We start from the raw sequence: 15,929 nt of genomic DNA on the forward strand, positions 1-15,929 counted from the left end.
GAGCCCCCCGATGCTCGACCGCGCCAAGACGCTCTTCATGACCCACCCCCAGTCGGTCAACGAGAGCTACTTCCAGCACATGGGCGTCGCGCTGCGCTATGCCGGCACCTTCGCCTTCTGCGCCTTCTGCGCCCTGGTCCATGCCTTCTTCCCGTTCCTGTTCGAGAAGACCGCCTCGACCATCGTCAAGAAGATGGTGGCCAACATGAACGCCCGCATGGACGCGCCGCAGGGCAAGGTCGAGACATCGGTGCAGCCGGCCGAATGAGGCTTTCCGTGGCGCGGGCGCTCGTGCTCTAAAGCCTCGCCATCGCTGGAGGCCGCCATGTCCGTTTCTGCCACGTCCGATCCCGTCCTCGTCGAGGTCCTGCGCGGGGACATGGTGGAATGCGTCCACCGCGGCGCCGTCGTCGTCTGCGACTCCGACGGACGCATCGTCCATGCCATCGGCGACATCGACAGGGCGATCTACCCGCGCTCCGCCATCAAGGCGCTGCAGGCCCTGCCGCTGGTCGAGAGCGGCGCGGCCGACCGCTACGGCTTCGGCGATGCCGAACTGGCGCTGGCCTGCTCCTCCCATGGCGGGGAAGCCCGCCACGTCGAGACGGCCGCCGGGATGCTGGCGAAGGCCGGCCTGACCGAAGCCGCCCTCGAATGCGGCGCGCACTGGCCCTCGGGGACCGCCGCAACCCACGCCCTCGCCCGTTCGGGCGGCAAGCCGACGGCGCTCCACAACAACTGCTCAGGGAAACACTCCGGCTTCGTCTGCTTCGCCTGCTCTGAAGGCATCGACCCGCGTGGCTATGTCGGCATCGACCACAAGGTGCAGCGCTTCGTTGCCGAGGCGGTCGGCGAGGTGACCGGGCACCGGCTTGACGCCGACACGGCGGTCGGCACCGACGGCTGCTCCATCCCGACCTTCGCTGTCCCGTTGAAGAACCTTGCCCACGGCTTTGCGAAGCTCGCCACCGGTGAGGGCGTCGGGCCGGAGCGGGCGAAGGCCTTTGCGCGGCTGCGGGCAGCCTGCGCCGCCGAGCCCTTCATGGTGGCGGGGTCCGGCCGCTTCTGCACCGACGTGATGACGCTGTTCGGACGACGGGTCTTCGTGAAGACCGGCGCCGAGGGCGTCTTCTGCGCGGCGCTCCCCGGGCAGGGCTTCGGCATCGCGCTGAAATGCCTCGACGGCGCCTCGCGCGCGAGCGAGGTGATGATCGCCGCGCTGATCGCGAAACTGTTGCCCATGGACGAGGCAGAGGCTGCCAAATTCGGGCGCTTCGTGAACCCCGTGATGAAGAACTGGAACGGGATCACGGTCGGCTCGCTGCGGCCGACCTTCGCGTAACCCATTCTGAACGCGATACATTCCCCGGGCGCGCTGCCTCGCTGCGCAGAGCGTTGCCGCAGTTCGCATGAATTCCAAAAAAGGCTCTTGCCAGCCGCAGGAGACGCGGTATCGTTCGCTTACGAATGATCTTCCGGAGAAGAACAATACGGAAGTCTCGGTCAGAGGTGGAACGGGCGGTCCCCGCCGCCCGCATCTGAGGGGAGAATGTTTCATGACGAAGCTGAATCTGTCGCGCCGTACCGTCGTCGGGGGCCTCGCCGCCACCGGCGTCGCGCTGACCGGCGGCCCCGGCGCCGCGCAGGGCGCCCCGGTCAAGGTGGGCGAACTGAACTCCTACAGCCGCATGGCGGCCTTTGCGGTGCCCTATCGCAACGGGATGCAGCTTGCGGTCGAGCAGATCAACGCCGCCGGCGGTCTCTCCGGCCTCGCCGGGCGCCCGCTCGAGATCGTCTATCGCGATGACGGCGCCACTCCGGGAGACGCCGTGCGCGTCGCCGAGGAACTGGTCACCCGCGAGAACGTCTCCTTCATCGCCGGCGCCTTCCTGTCGAATGTCGGCCTGGCGCTGGCCGACTTCGCCAACCAGAAGAAGGTGCTCTATCTCGCCACCGAGCCGCTGACCGATGCGCTCACCATGGCAAGCGGCAACCCCTACACCTTCCGCGTCCGCCCCGGCACCTACATGCAGACCAAGATGCTGGTCGACGCCGCCAAGGACAAGGGCATCAAGCGCTGGGCCGTGGTCGCCCCGAACTACGAGTACGGCCAGTCGGCCGTCGCCGCCTTCAAGCGCCTGATGGGCGCCGCCGTTCCCGGCTTCGAGGTGGTCGCCGAGCAGTTCCCGGCGCTCGGCCGCGTCGATGCCGGCGCGACTGTCGGGGCGCTCGGCCAGAGCCGCCCGGACGGCATCTTCAACGTCCTGTTCGGCGCCGACCTCACCGCCTTCGTGCGCGAGGGCAACACGCGCGGCCTGTTCGAGCGCCGCACGGTCGTCAGCCTGCTCACCGGCGAGCCGGAATATCTGCTGCCGCTCGGCGACGAGACCCCGGACGGCTGGATCGTCACCGGCTACCCGCCGGAGCAGGTCGACACGCACGGCCACCAGGCCTTCGTCACCGCCTACAAGGCGAAGTTCAACGACACGCCGCGCCTCGGCTCGGTGCTCGGCTATGTCGTCCCGTTCATGATCCGCGACATGTTCAACAAGGCGAAATCGACGGAGACGGCGGCGATGATCGCGGCCTTCAAGGACCTGACGACGCAGACCATCTGCGGTCCGGTCACCATGCGCGGGATCGACCAGCAGTCGACGCTCGGCGCCTGGGTCGGCGAGACGACGCTGAAGGGCAAGCTGCCGACCATGAAGAACTTCCGCTACGTGGACGGCAAGGACGTGATGTTCCCCGAGGCCGAGGTGCGCGCCGCGCGCAAGATCTGACATCGCGGCGCTGACCGCATTCGCATGAGACGCCCGGGCCGCGGCCCGGGCTTCGTTCCCCCGCCGGATCGTGGCCCTGCCGCGACCCTGTTCTGATCGTTTGCGCCGAGAGCCGCCCTCCGATGGATCTCTCCTTCTTCGTCATCCAGGCCCTGTCGGGATTGGCCAGCGCCTCGGCGCTGTTCGTCATCGCGTCGGGCCTGACCATCGTCTTCGGCGTGACGCGCATCGTGAACTTCGCCCACGGCTCGTTCTACATGCTGGGCGCCTACATGGCGGTCACCATCGTGCCGTGGCTGCTGGAGTTCGACCGTTCGCCGGCGCTGTTCTTCCTCGGCGTCCTGCTGTCGGCCGCGGTGGTCGGCATCCTCGGCGTCATCATGGAATTCGTCCTCCTGCGCCGCATCTACAAGGTGCCGGAGCTGTTCCAGCTTCTCGCGACATTCGGCGTCGTACTGATCGTCCAGGACGTGGTGCTGAAGGTCTGGGGCCCGGTGGACATCACCGGCCCACGCGCGCCCGGCATGCGCCACGGCATCGAGATCTTCGGCCAGCGCTTCCCGGCCTATGAGCTGTTCCTCATCTTCGTCGGCCCGGCGGTGCTCGGCGCCCTCCTCCTCATCATGCACAAGACGCGCTTCGGCGTGCTCATCCGCGCCGCGACGCAGGACCGCGAGATGGTCGGCGCGCTCGGCGTCAACCAGGCCATGCTGTTCACCGGCACGCTGTTCCTCGGCGCCTTCCTCGCCGGCCTCGGCGGGGCGCTGCAGATCCCGCGCCTGCCGGCCAATACCGGCATGGACCTCTCCATCATCACCGAGGCCTTCGTCGTCACGGTCATCGGCGGCATGGGCTCGGTGCCGGGCGCCTTCATCGCCGCGCTGATCATCAAGATGCTGGAGGCCTTTGGCATCCTCATCTTCCCGAAGATCACGCTGGTGCTCGTCTTCCTGCTCATGGCCGTGGTGCTGGTGATCAAGCCCTGGGGTCTGATGGGCAAGCCGGACGTCGCCGCGGGCCGCGCGGTGCTGCCCGAGGGCATCCTGAACCTCAAGGCCTTCGGCCGTACCGAGACGGTCGTCTGGATCGTGCTGACCCTGGCGCTGCTTCTGATCCCGATCCTCGGCGACACCTACAAGGTGAAGGTCGGCATCGAGATCATGGTCTTCGCGCTCGCCGCCTTCTCGCTCAACCTCCTGATCGGCAATGGCGGCATCGTCTCCTTCGGCCATGCCGCCTATTTCGGCGTCGGCGCCTATGCGGCGGGCCTCCTCGTCACCGGCCCACTGAAGGCGCCGATGGAACTGGCGCTGGTCGCAGCCCCGCTCGCGGGCGGCCTCGCCGCCGCGCTCTTCGGCTATTTCATCGTCCGCCTGTCCGGCATCTACCTCGCCATGCTGACGCTCGCCTTCGCCCAGATCACTTATGCCATCTGCTTCCAGTGGGTGGAGGTGACCGGCGGCGACAACGGCGTCGTCGGCGTCTGGCCGTCGCGTTGGGCGGCGAGCCGCGAGGTCTATTTCTACGTGGTCGCGGTGCTCTCGCTCATTACGATCGCGGCGCTCCGGCACCTCATCTACACGCCCTTCGGCTATACGCTGCGCGCCGCGCGCGACAGCGCCAACCGGGCGGATGCCATCGGCATCGACGTGCGGACGCATCGCTGGCTCGCCTTCATCGTGGCGGGCGCCGCGGCGGGCCTCGCCGGCGGCCTCTACTCCTTCTCCAAGGGCTCGATCGACCCGACGATGATCTCCATCGCCATGTCCATCGACTTCCTGATGATGATCCTCACCGGCGGCATCCAGACCGTCATGGGCCCGCTCGTCGGCACGGCGGTGTTCCATTCGGTCAAGGACTTCTTCATGCCGCTGACCGACTTCTGGCGGTTCTTCCTCGGCGCCTCGATCATCGCCATCGTGCTGATCTTCCCGCGCGGCGTAGTGGGGGCCATCGACACGCTGCGCGAGAAGATTGCCCGCCGCCCGGCCGGCAACGCCACGACGGCAGCCGCCGTGGCCAAGGAGGCGGCATGACCACGCCCCTCCTCGCCGTCACCGGCCTCGAGAAGCGCTTCGGCGGCGTCACGGCCGGAAAGGACGTGACCTTCACGCTGGAGGCCGGCGAGATGCTGGCCATCATCGGCCCGAACGGCGCCGGCAAGTCGACGACCTTCAACATGGTCGGCGGCCAGTTGAGGCCCGACGCCGGCTCCATCGTGCTGGCCGGACAGGACATCACGGGCAAGCCGCCGCGCGAGATCTGGCGCCTCGGCGTCGGCCGCACCTTCCAGATCGCCCAGACCTTCGTCTCCATGAGCGTGGTGGAGAACGTCCAGATGGCGCTGATCTCGCACCACGGTCAGACGCGGTCGGTGGCGGCGGCGGCGACAACCCTCCATCGCGACGCAGCGATCGCCTTCCTCGACCGCGTCGGCATGGGCGAGATGGCGGACCGGCCGGTGAACGAACTTGCCTATGGCGACGTGAAGCGGGTGGAACTCGCCATCGCCCTCGCCTCGGAGCCGAAACTTCTGCTGATGGACGAGCCGACCGCCGGCATGGCGCCGAAGGAGCGCACGGCGTTGATGCAGCTCACTGCCGACATCGCCCGCGAGCGGCGCATCGGCGTCCTCTTCACCGAGCACGACATGGATTCGGTCTTCGGCCATGCCGACCGCATTCTCGTGCTCGTGCGCGGCGAGATCATCGCCGCCGGGACGCCGGACGAAGTGCGCGGCAACCAGCGCGTCAAGCAGGTCTATCTCGGCGAGGCCGGCTCGCAGGCCGCCCTCAAGGCGCGCCGGCAGGCGGCGGGAGCGCAGTGATGACCTTGGCTCCCTCCACCGTCATCTTCGAGACGCGCGGGCTGTCGGCGGCCTATGGCCACGCGCAGGTGCTGTTCGGCGTCGACATGCAGCTCAGGGCCGGCGAGGTCGTCGCCCTGATGGGCCGCAACGGCGCCGGCAAGTCGACCACGCTGAAGGCGATCATGGGGATCGTCCCGCCGAACGGCGGCACGGTGACCTTCGAGGGCCAGGACGTGACCGGCTGGCAACCCTACCGCATCGCGCGCCTCGGCCTCGGCTACGTGCCGGAGGACCGCCGCATCTTCACCGATCTCACTGTCTATGAAAACCTCGAGGTCGGCCGGAAATCGGCGGCCGGCGCACCGGGCAAGGAGCCCTGGTCGCTCGACCGGCTCTTCGCCATCTTCCCGAATCTGGCCGAGATGAAGGGCCGTCGCGCCTCCGCCATGTCGGGCGGCGAGCAGCAGATGCTGACGATCGCCCGCACGCTGATGGGCAATCCCCATGCGGTGCTGCTGGACGAACCGTCCGAGGGCCTTGCCCCCGTCATCGTCGAGCAGATGGCCGATGCCGTGCTCGCCATGAAGGCGCAGGGCATCGCCGTGCTGCTGTCCGAACAGAACCTCTACTTCGCCTCCGCCGTGTCGGACCGGGCCTATGTCATCGAGAAGGGCGCCATCCGCTACGAGGGAACGACCGAGGATCTCGAGGGCAACGACGAGATCAGGGAAGCCTATCTCAGCGTGTGAACGCGCTGGTCGGCTCAGCGCCCTCACCCTCCCCTGGAGGGAGAGGGTCGGACGAGCGAAGCGAGGTCGGGGTGGGGTGATCCAGCCGTCCTCACCCCACCCCGGCGCCCTGAGGGCGCCGACCCTCCCCCTCCAGGGGAGGGTGAGCACAGCCGGACGGCGTGGTTCCGACCCCACCGTTCGTAGGCGAATGAAAAGGACGTGAATCGTGAGGCGCGTTGCCGGCATCGACGTTGGAGGCACCTTCACAGACCTGCTCCTGACCGAGCAGGACGGTGCTGGCGTGACCGTGAGGCTCGCCAAGGTGCCGACCAGCATCGCCAACCAGGCGGTGGGCGTGGTGAGGGCCATTGAAGCGGCGGGCGTCAGCCCGGCCGACCTCGACCTCATCATCCACGGCACGACGGCGACCACGAATGCCGTGCTGGAGCGCAAGGTCGCCAGGGTCGGCCTGATCACCACGGAAGGCTTCCGCGACATCCTCGAGCTCGGCCGGCGCACCCGGCCGAGAGCCTACGGCATGACCGGGACCTTCGAACCGCTGATCGAGCGGCCGTTCCGCCGCGAGGTGGCCGAGCGCATGAACGCTCAAGGGCAGGTCGTCACCCCGCTGGACGAAGCGGCCGTGAGACGCGAAGCCGAGGCGCTGGCCGCCGCCGGCTGCGAAGCCATCGTCGTCCACTTCCTGCACTCCTACGCCAACCCGGTGCACGAGTTGCGGGCCGGCGAGATCGTCCGCAGCGTCTGGCCGAACGCCTATGTGACGCTCGGCCACGAACTCCTGTCGGAGTATCGCGAGTACGAGCGCGGCACGACTGCCAGCGTCAACGCCGCGGTGCAGCCCATCCTCGACCGTTATGTGCAGCGGCTGCAGGGCGACCTGTCGGCGAAGGGATTTGCCCACGACCTCCTCGTGATGAACGGCAATGGCGGCACGGTGCCGGCGAGCATGGTGGCCCGCGAGGCCGCCAAGACCGTCATGTCAGGCCCGGCCTCCGGCGTCATGGCGGCTGCCGCGACCCTCGGCCAGTCCGGCCTTTCCAATGCCATCACCTACGACATGGGCGGCACCTCCACAGACGTCGCGCTGATCCACGGAGGCGTGCCGGAGGTCTCGGCGGAACTGACCATCGACTATGGCCTGCCCATCCACCTCCCCATGGTGGATGTGCGCACCGTCGGCGCCGGCGGCGGCTCCATCGCCTCCGTAAACGCCGCAGGGATGCTGCAGGTCGGCCCGCATTCGGCCGGCTCGGAACCGGGGCCGATCTGTTACGGGCGCGGCGGCACGCGGCCGACCATCACCGACGCCAACCTGATTCTGGGGCGGCTCGACCCCGACCGGCTGACGGCGGTGCAGGCGAAAGCGTCGCTCTCCGACATCCGCGCCATCTTCGAGCGCGACCTCGCCGCGCCCCTCGGCATGAGTGTGGAGGAGGCCGCCGCGGCCGTCATCCGCCTCGGCAACGTCCACATGTCCGGCGCCATCCGCATGGTGTCCCTGTCGCGCGGCTACGACCCGCGCGACTTCGTGCTCTTCGCCTTCGGCGGCGCAGGTCCGCTCCATGCCGTGGCGCTCGCCCGCGAGCTCGGCATTCCCGAAGTGCTGGTGCCGGCGCGGCCCGGTCTCACCAATGCCCTCGGCTGCCTCGTCGCTGATCTCCGGCAGGACCGGGTAAACACGGTCAACAGGCCGCTCGACCAGGTCGACATGGAGGAGGTGAAGCGCCTGATGACGGCGCAGCGCGACAGCGCCCTCGCCGTGGTCGAGGAGGAGAAGGCCGAGATCGAGGAGACGGTGGTCATCCACGGCGCCGACATGCAGTTCCGCGGCCAGACCCACCTCATCCGCGTGCAGCTCTCCTCGCCGGACGTGACGCGCGAGGAGATCCAGGCGGCTTTCGAGACAGCCTATTTCCACCGCTTCCAGGTGCGCCTGCCGGAAATCCGCGCGGTGATGGTCAATCTCGTGACGTCGGTGATCGGCCGCCGCCGCGCCTTCCCGCTGTCGGCGCTTTTGAACGCGGCCGACCGCAAGGCCAGCGCCGCCGACGCGGTGATCGGCGAGCGGCAGGTCCATGCCGACGGGCGCTGGTGGCCGGCGAAGGTCTATTCCCGCGACGCCCTGCCCATCGGCGCCTCCGTCACCGGCCCCGCGGTGATCCAGCAGATCGACGCCACCACAGTCATCGAGCCGGGGGCGGTGGCGACCGTCGATGCCATCGGCAACCTGAGGGTGAAGGCATGACCGTCCACGCTCCGCCCCCCGCCATCGACGCCCTGACCCTCGCGGTCATCCAGGCCGGCCTGCAGCAGGTCTGCAACGAGATGGACATCGCCTTCTCGCGCTCGGCGTTTTCTCCCGTCATCGCCGAGGCCGACGATCGCGCCGACGGCATCTACGACCGCGACACCGGCGCGCTGATTTCGCAGGGCGAGTTCGGCCTGCCGGTCTTCGTCGGCACGATGCAGCACTCGACCGGGCACATCATCCGCCTGATCGGCGAAGGCAAGGTGGGCAAGCCGGAGCCGGGCGACATCTACATCGTCAACGACCCCTATCTCGGCGGCACCCACCTGATGGACGTGCGCTTCGCCAAACCGGTCTTCGTCGACGGCCAGCTGTTCTGCTGGCTGCAGAACACCGGACACTGGCCGGACATCGGCGGCATGGTGCCGGGCGGCTTCTCCGCCCATGCGACCGAGGTCGAGCAGGAGGGCCTGAGGCTCCCCCCGGTGAAGCTTTTCAAGCGCGGCGAGATGGATGCGGAGATCTTCGCGATCATCTCGTCGAACATCCGCATCGCCGACCAGCGCATCGGCGACATCAAGGCCCAGGCCGCGGCATTGCTGGTGGGCGAAACCCGGCTGATGGACCTCGTCGCAAAATATGGGACGGCGACACTGGACGAGGCGATCCGGCAGATCCGCGCCCGCTCCGCCGAGCGGATGCGCGCCGAGATCCGCGCCATTCCCGACGGTGTCTACCGCTCCGAGAGCTTCGTCGATTCCGACGGCGTCGTGAACGAACCGCTGCGCATCGCGCTGACGCTGACGAAATCCGGCGAGACGATGAGTTTCGACTTTTCGGAGTCATCCCCGCCCTGTCAGGGGCCGATGAACTCGGTTTTCGCCACGACCTGTTCGTCCGTCTATCTCGGCGTGAAGCACATCTTCCCGGACGTTCCCATCAATTCCGGCGCCTTCGAGCCGCTGACCGTGCTGAAGCCCGAGGGCACCTTCCTCGACGCGCAGTATCCGCGCCCCGTCTCCGGCTGCGCGGCGGAGGTCTCGCAGCGGATCGCGGAAGCGGTGTTCCTCGCCCTCGTTCAGGCGATCCCGGAAAAGGTAACAGCGGCGCCCGCCGGCACGTCCGGCAATTTCGCCCTCGGCGGCTTCGATCCCGCGAAAAACGCCGGCTACGTCATGTACCAGATCACCGGCGGCGGCTATGGCGGCAATGCCGGCCATGACGGGCTGACCAATGGCTGCTCGACCATCGGAATCTCCAAGACCGCACCGGTCGAGGTGATGGAGCAATACTATCCCGTGCTGTTCCGCCGCTTCGCGCTGCGCGAGGGGTCGGGGGGAGCCGGCAAGACGCGCGGCGGTTTCGGCGTCCACTACGAGGTGGAGCTGTTGCGCGGCGAGGCGCGCGCCTCCTTCGTCATGGACCACGGCCGCTTCGGTCCGCCCGGCGTGCTCGGCGGCAAGGACGGCGCGCCGAACGTCGTGAAGATCCATCGCGGTGACGAGACGACGATTCCCGAGCATCTGTCCAAGGACCAGGGGCTGCGCATCCGCGCCGGCGACCGCGTCGAGGTGATGACGCCGGGCGGCGGCGGCTATGGCGACCCGGCGAAGCGCGATCCGGCGCTTGTCGCCCGCGACGTGGCGCGCGGCTACTACACCGCAGCCGAGGCCGAGGCGCTCTGGGGCTGGAGGGGCTGATGCGCTACTTCCGCCCGACCAGCCTCGCGGAGGCGCTCGCCATCAGGGCTCAGCACGACGTGACCGTGCTCGCCGGCGGCACCGACGTCTATCCGGTCCGCACCGCCCGCCGCGCCTGGGGCGATCCGGCCCACAGGGACGTGCTCGACATCTCCGCCGTGCCGGGTCTCAAGGGCATCAGCGCGGAAGAAGGTCACTGGCGGCTTGGCGCCATGACGACCTGGACCGACCTCGCGACGGCCGACCTGCCGCCGCTGTTCGACGGCTGGCGGCGCGCCGCGCGCGAGGTGGGCGGCGTCCAGGTGCAGAACCTCGGCACGTTGGCCGGCAACATCGTCACGGCGTCGCCCGCCGGCGACGGCATCCCAAACCTGCTCGCGCTCGACGCGCAGGTGGAACTTGCAAGCCGCACGGGGACGCGCACCCTGCCCTTCGCCGCCTTCGTCACCGGCTACCGGCAGACGGCGCTGAAGGCCGACGAAATCGTCACGGCGCTCATCGTGCCGAAGCTGGAAGGCGCGCGCTCGACCTTCCTCAAGCTCGGTGCCCGCAAGTATCTCGTCATCTCCATCGCCATGGTGTCGGCCGTGGTGGCGACCGACGCCGCCGGGCAGATCACCGAGGCGCGGATCGCGGTAGGGGCCTGCTCGGCCGCGGCGCAGCGGCTGGCCGGGTTGGAGGCTGCGTTGAAGGGCGTTCCGCTCGCGGCAGCCAGCAGCGTCGTTGCCGCCGCGCACCTCGCCGCCCTCAACCCCATCGACGACGTGCGCGCCACCGCCGCCTACCGTCTCGCCGCGGCCGAGGCGCTGGTGCGCGACGCGCTCGCCGACCTTGCCTCCACCGCCAGCCGGAAGGCCGCCTGATGCTCGACCATCCCGTGCTCCGGACCGTCAGGCTGACCGTCAACGGCACCGATCGCCCGGTGCAGGCGGCCCCCTTCGCGAGCCTTGCCGACACGCTGCGCGAGGGGCTGGGGCTCACCGGCACCAAGATCGGTTGCGATGCCGGCGACTGCGGCGCCTGCACCGTGCTGATGGACGGGGCGCAGGTCTGCGCCTGCCTCGTGGCGACGGCACAGGCCGAGGGCCGCGCCATCATCACCATCGAGGCACAGAACCCGCTGGTCGACCGCCTGCGCGCCGCCTTTCTCGCCCAGGGCGCGGCCCAGTGCGGCATCTGCACGCCGGGCATGATCATGGCGGCGACGGACCTCCTGTCGCGCAATGCCTCGCCCTCCAGGCAGGAGATCGAGGACGGCATCGGCGGCGTTCTGTGCCGCTGCACCGGCTATGTGAAGATCATCGAGGCCATCGACGCGGTGGCGCGCGGCATCGACAGCTTCGCGCCGGTGGCGGAGGCCGGTGAAGCCGTCGGCGCCCGCATCGCCCGGGCCGACGGATTGCCGAAGGTTCTGGGCACCGACCGCTTCGGCGCCGACTTTGCCCCCGCCGATGCGCTCTGGCTGCGCGCGGTGCGCTCGCCCCATGCCCGCGCCCGCTTCACCCTGGGCGACCTCGATGCCGTGAAGGTGGCCCATCCGGGCCTCGCGGCGATCCTGACCGCCGCCGACATTCCGGGCGAGAACTCCTTCGGCATCTTCCCGACGCTGAAGGACCAGCCGGTGCTGGCCCCCGGCTTCGTGCGCTATCGCGGCGAGGCGGTACTGGCGCTGGTGGGTACGCGCGAGGCGGTAGAAGCCGTCGCCGATGCCGACCTCCCCATCCGCTGGGAGGTCCAGCAGCCGCTGATCGGCGTCGAGGCGGCGCTGGCGGCTGGAGCGACGCCGCTGCATGCCAATATTCCCGACAACGTGCTCACCCGCGGCTACCTCGAGACCGGCGACGTGAACGAAGGCCATCGCATGGGCGCGACTACCGCAGAGGGGCGCTTCCGCACCGGCTTCGTCGAACACGCCTATATCGAGCCCGAGGCGGGGTTTGCGGTCCGGACAAAAGCGATTTCAAGCGAAGTGGGCACCGGTTCGCGTGAAGACATCGCGTGGGACGACTCTTCCGACAGGATCGAGGTCACCGCCTGCACGCAGGCCGCCGTCATGGATCAGGAGGAAGTGGCCCGCGTCGTCGGCGTGCCGATGAGCCAGGTCCGCATCGTTCCGACCGCCTGCGGCGGCGGCTTCGGCGGCAAGCTCGACGTCTCGGTGCAGCCGCTCATCGCCGCGGCGGCGTGGCTTCTGAGGAAGCCGGTGCGCATCGTCTATTCGCGCACCGAGAGCATGGCATCCTCGACCAAGCGGCACCCCTCGAAGATCCACGCGCGCATGTCGGCCGACGCCGCGGGGCGCTTCACCGCCTATGAGATGACCGGCGACTTCAACACCGGCGCCTATGCCTCATGGGGGCCGACGGTGGCCAATCGCGTGCCGGTGCATGCGACCGGGCCCTACAAGGTGCCGCATGTGAAGAACGCCACGCGCGCCGTGCATACCAACGAGCCGCCGGCCGGCGCATTCCGCGGATTCGGCGTGCCGCAGGCGGCGATCGCCGGCGAGACGCTGATCGACGATCTCGCCGACCGCCTCGGCATCGACCGCTGGACGATCCGCCGCATCAACGCCATCGACCACGGTGACAGGACCCCAACCGGTCAGGTGCTCCACGCCTCGGCCGGCCTGCCGCAATGCCTCGACGCGGTGAAGGCCGACTACGACGCGCTGATGGCCGAAGCGGAGGCGCACAACGCCACAGGCAGTCGCACGGCGCGCGGCGTCGGGGTCGCCTGCATGTGGTACGGCTGCGGCAACACCTCCATGTCAAACCCGTCGAAGATGCGGATCACGCTCGCGAAGGACGGTCGCCTGACCTTCCTCAATGGCGCTGTCGACATCGGACAGGGCTCCTCGACCGTGCTGCTGCAGATCGCCGCCGATGCGCTGGGCCTGCCGACAGCCGCCTTCGACTTCGTCATCGGCGACACCGACCTGACCCTCGATGCCGGCAAGACTTCCGCCTCGCGCCAGACCTTCGTCTCGGGCAATGCGGCGAAGCTCGCAGGCGCCGACCTCAGGGCCAGGATCCTGGCGCTCGCCAATGCGGGACATGAGGCAAGACTGAGGCTCGACGGGCCGCGGCTGGTCGTCATGGACGGCGAGGCGAGCCGCTCGATCGACCTTTCGAGCCTTGCTGCCGACGAAACCGGCATCGTGCTGGCCGGCGAGGGCGAGTACGACCCGCCGACCACGGTCCTCGATCCCAAGGGCCAGGGCATTCCCTACGCGACCTACGGCTTCGCCGCGCAGGTGGCGGAGGTGGAGGTCGACCGCCTGCTCGGCACGGTGAAGGTCCGGCGCATCGTAGCCGCCCACGATGTCGGGCGAGCCATCAACCCGACCCTGACCGAAGGCCAGATCCACGGCGGCATCGCCCAGGGGCTGGGCCTTGCGCTGATGGAGGAATACCTCCCCGGCCGCACCGAGAACCTGCACGACTACCTGATCCCCACCGCCGGCGACATGCCGGAGATCACCATCCACCTGATCGAGGACACCGAGCCGGAGGGCCCGTTCGGCGCCAAGGGCGTCGGCGAGCCGGCGCTCGTCGCCACGGCTCCGGCCATTCTCGGCGCGATCCGCCACGCCGTCGGCGTGCGCATGACCGAGGTGCCTGTCCTGCCGCACCGGCTGTGGCATGCGATGCAGGCGAAGGAGGCCGCGGAATGACCGCCACTGACCAACTGTCCATCGCGGCCCGATCGAAGAAGTTCGGCGCGGACGAAGGCGACGGCATCCTGCGCTGCGATGCCTGCCCGGTGCTCTGCCGCATCCGGCCGGGCCGCGCGGGCGCCTGCTCGCGCTATGCCAATGAGAACGGCCAGCTCGTGCGCACCGACCCCGTGGTGCTGCTGGCAAGGACGGTCGAGAGCGGCGGCAAGCTTGTCGAGTTCGGCAAGAACGACTGGGACGGACAGGTCCTCGACCCGCAGCGGACCTTTGTCACGGCGGTCGGGGCCGGGACGACCTATCCCGACTACAAGCCGGCGCCCTTCATCGTCTCGGCGGTCCACGAGGGTGTCGACACGGTGACCGTCGTGACCGAGGGCATCTTCAGCTACTGCGGCGTCAAGGTGAAGATCGACACAGACCGCCACCTCGGCCCCGAGGCTGCGCCCATCCGCGTCAACGGCGAGCAGGTCGGCCATGTGACGACGGCCGAGTACGGCAGCCAGATGCTCTCCATCGGCGGCGTGCGGCACCTCACCGGCGGCTCCAAGAAGGAGGGCAACGTCACCTGCGACACGATGCTGAAGCTCAGCGCCGGCGAGGCGGTGACGATGACCATCGACGGCGGCCATGAGGTCGTGGTCGCCGCCAACCAGGCTCCCATCGTCGACGGCAAGCCCGAACAGCGCATGCGCGTCGGCTGCGGCTCGGCCACCGTCGGCATTTTCGCCAAGCAGTGGCTCGGCCATGTCGACGAGGTCATCGTCGTCGACGACCACATCACCGGCGTACTGACCGAGCACCAGGCCGGCCGCGTGCTCGACATGCGACAGGCCGGCATCCGCGTGCGCGGGCGCAAATCCACGCCCGGCCGCTATTTCCAGGTCGCCAATCCCGGCATCGGCTGGGGCGGCACGGACATCGAGGAGCCGCTGTCGATCATCCAGAAGATCGATCCGGCCATGGCCTGGCCGGGCCTGCGCCTGCTGATGACCTCCACCACGGGCGAACATTTCCTTTACTGCGTGCTGGACGAGAACCTCGTGCCCGTGCCCGCCCCGATTCCGGATGCGGTGATGAAGGTCGTCGACCGGATCGGCGAGAACTGCGAGCCCTCGCTCTGCTCGGTGCTGTTCATGGCGGGCGCGGGCGGCAGCTTGCGCGCCGGCGTCACCGAGAACCCGGTGCTGCTGACGCGGTCGGTCGCCTCCGGCGAGACGAAGGTGACGATGGGCGGCGCGCCGGTCTATCTCTGGCCCGGCGGCGGCATCACGATCATGGCCGACGTCACCCGCATGCCGAAGAACGCCTTCGGCTATGTGCCGACCCCGGCCATCGTCGCCCCCATCGAGTTCACCATGCCGCGGGCGCTGTATGAACGGCTCGGCGGGCACATGGAGGACATCGTGTCGATCGACGACATCCTGCGTGACGTTGCCCCTCAAGCCCGCATCGACGGCTGGATCGAGGGCAATCCCTGGCCGTTCCCGGAGACGCCTTCATGACGGCAAAGCGCCTGAAGACCCAGGGCGAGGCCCCGGCCGGCAGGCCCTACCTCGTCGAGGATCAGATCGGCTTTCTGATCCGCCGCGCCCACCAGCGCGCCAGCGCCATTTTCGAGCAGGTCATGGACGGCATGGACGTGACGCCCGTGCAGTATGCGGCGCTCGCCAAGCTGCACGACCTCGGGCCCACCTCGCAGAACCAGCTGGGACGCCTGGTCGGCATCGACCCCGCCACCATGTTCGGCGTCGCCGGGCGGCTCGCCAAGCGCGGGCTCGTCTCGCCCTCCGTCGACCCGAACGATGCGCGTCTCGTTCTCCTGGCCCTCACCCCGACCGGCCGCGACATCGTCGAGCAGATGAAGGCGCGCGGCCCGGAGGTCTCGGCCCGCACGCTGGAGCCGCTGTCGACCGAGGAGGCCGCAACGCTGCTCGCCCTGCTGGCGCGGGTCGGCTGAC

12 protein-coding genes are annotated in these 15,929 nt (G+C 69.0%); all 12 read left to right on the forward strand.

The window, feature by feature from the left end:
* Positions 1-10 precede the first annotated feature (10 nt).
* The 12 genes from ACJ4V0_RS04655 to ACJ4V0_RS04710 all read left to right on the forward strand — a co-directional run bounded on the left by ACJ4V0_RS04655 (position 11) and on the right by ACJ4V0_RS04710 (position 15,928).
* Positions 11-268, forward strand: coding sequence for a DUF6356 family protein (locus ACJ4V0_RS04655; protein ID WP_448298389.1), 258 nt, complete (start codon positions 11-13; stop codon positions 266-268).
* Positions 269-325: 57 nt separating this feature from the next.
* Positions 326-1,342: an asparaginase gene (locus ACJ4V0_RS04660; RefSeq protein WP_448298390.1), complete on the forward strand. Its 1,017-nt coding sequence runs from the start codon at positions 326-328 to the stop codon at positions 1,340-1,342.
* Positions 1,343-1,556: 214 nt separating this feature from the next.
* On the forward strand, positions 1,557-2,783 hold the full coding sequence (locus tag ACJ4V0_RS04665) for an ABC transporter substrate-binding protein (protein ID WP_448298391.1): 1,227 nt from the start codon (positions 1,557-1,559) through the stop codon (positions 2,781-2,783).
* A gap of 122 nt (positions 2,784-2,905) precedes the next feature.
* Positions 2,906-4,819: an ABC transporter permease gene (locus ACJ4V0_RS04670; RefSeq protein ID WP_448298392.1), complete on the forward strand. Its 1,914-nt coding sequence runs from the start codon at positions 2,906-2,908 to the stop codon at positions 4,817-4,819.
* Complete coding sequence (locus tag ACJ4V0_RS04675) at positions 4,816-5,610, forward strand: ABC transporter ATP-binding protein (protein ID WP_448298393.1); 795 nt, start codon at positions 4,816-4,818, stop codon at positions 5,608-5,610. Before ACJ4V0_RS04670 ends, ACJ4V0_RS04675 begins: the two co-directional genes overlap by 4 nt.
* Positions 5,610-6,341 carry an ABC transporter ATP-binding protein gene (locus ACJ4V0_RS04680; RefSeq protein WP_448298394.1) on the forward strand — a complete coding sequence of 244 codons (732 nt, stop codon included), beginning with the start codon at positions 5,610-5,612 and terminating at the stop codon, positions 6,339-6,341. Before ACJ4V0_RS04675 ends, ACJ4V0_RS04680 begins: the two co-directional genes overlap by 1 nt.
* A gap of 208 nt (positions 6,342-6,549) precedes the next feature.
* Complete coding sequence (locus ACJ4V0_RS04685) at positions 6,550-8,589, forward strand: hydantoinase/oxoprolinase family protein (protein WP_448298395.1); 2,040 nt, start codon at positions 6,550-6,552, stop codon at positions 8,587-8,589.
* On the forward strand, positions 8,586-10,292 hold the full coding sequence (locus ACJ4V0_RS04690; RefSeq protein WP_448298396.1) for a hydantoinase B/oxoprolinase family protein: 1,707 nt from the start codon (positions 8,586-8,588) through the stop codon (positions 10,290-10,292). Before ACJ4V0_RS04685 ends, ACJ4V0_RS04690 begins: the two co-directional genes overlap by 4 nt.
* On the forward strand, positions 10,292-11,155 hold the full coding sequence (locus tag ACJ4V0_RS04695) for an FAD binding domain-containing protein (RefSeq protein ID WP_448298397.1): 864 nt from the start codon (positions 10,292-10,294) through the stop codon (positions 11,153-11,155). The genes ACJ4V0_RS04690 and ACJ4V0_RS04695 overlap by 1 nt, the downstream gene beginning before the upstream one ends.
* Positions 11,155-13,968, forward strand: a complete 2,814-nt coding sequence (locus tag ACJ4V0_RS04700; RefSeq protein ID WP_448298398.1) for a molybdopterin-dependent oxidoreductase — start codon at positions 11,155-11,157, stop codon at positions 13,966-13,968. The genes ACJ4V0_RS04695 and ACJ4V0_RS04700 overlap by 1 nt, the downstream gene beginning before the upstream one ends.
* Entirely contained in the window at positions 13,965-15,473 is a 1,509-nt protein-coding gene (locus ACJ4V0_RS04705; protein ID WP_448298399.1) for a 6-hydroxynicotinate reductase, read from the forward strand. Before ACJ4V0_RS04700 ends, ACJ4V0_RS04705 begins: the two co-directional genes overlap by 4 nt.
* A complete protein-coding gene (locus ACJ4V0_RS04710) occupies positions 15,470-15,928 on the forward strand; it encodes a MarR family winged helix-turn-helix transcriptional regulator (RefSeq protein WP_448298400.1) in 459 nt (152 codons plus the stop codon). The genes ACJ4V0_RS04705 and ACJ4V0_RS04710 overlap by 4 nt, the downstream gene beginning before the upstream one ends.
* Position 15,929: the final 1 nt, after the last annotated feature.

Source organism: Phreatobacter aquiterrae (assembly GCF_053471285.1).

Bases quoted from the DNA above. Each gene is read 5' to 3' on its own strand.
- ACJ4V0_RS04655 (WP_448298389.1), top strand. From the start codon at position 11: ATGCTCGACCGCGCCAAGACGCTCTTCATGACCCACCCCCAGTCGGTC.
- ACJ4V0_RS04675 (WP_448298393.1), top strand. From the start codon at position 4,816: ATGACCACGCCCCTCCTCGCCGTCACCGGCCTCGAGAAGCGCTTCGGC.
- ACJ4V0_RS04665 (WP_448298391.1), top strand. From the start codon at position 1,557: ATGACGAAGCTGAATCTGTCGCGCCGTACCGTCGTCGGGGGCCTCGCC.
- ACJ4V0_RS04670 (WP_448298392.1), top strand. From the start codon at position 2,906: ATGGATCTCTCCTTCTTCGTCATCCAGGCCCTGTCGGGATTGGCCAGC.
- ACJ4V0_RS04660 (WP_448298390.1), top strand. From the start codon at position 326: ATGTCCGTTTCTGCCACGTCCGATCCCGTCCTCGTCGAGGTCCTGCGC.
- ACJ4V0_RS04710 (WP_448298400.1), top strand. From the start codon at position 15,470: ATGACGGCAAAGCGCCTGAAGACCCAGGGCGAGGCCCCGGCCGGCAGG.
- ACJ4V0_RS04700 (WP_448298398.1), top strand. From the start codon at position 11,155: ATGCTCGACCATCCCGTGCTCCGGACCGTCAGGCTGACCGTCAACGGC.
- ACJ4V0_RS04690 (WP_448298396.1), top strand. From the start codon at position 8,586: ATGACCGTCCACGCTCCGCCCCCCGCCATCGACGCCCTGACCCTCGCG.
- ACJ4V0_RS04705 (WP_448298399.1), top strand. From the start codon at position 13,965: ATGACCGCCACTGACCAACTGTCCATCGCGGCCCGATCGAAGAAGTTC.
- ACJ4V0_RS04695 (WP_448298397.1), top strand. From the start codon at position 10,292: ATGCGCTACTTCCGCCCGACCAGCCTCGCGGAGGCGCTCGCCATCAGG.
- ACJ4V0_RS04680 (WP_448298394.1), top strand. From the start codon at position 5,610: ATGACCTTGGCTCCCTCCACCGTCATCTTCGAGACGCGCGGGCTGTCG.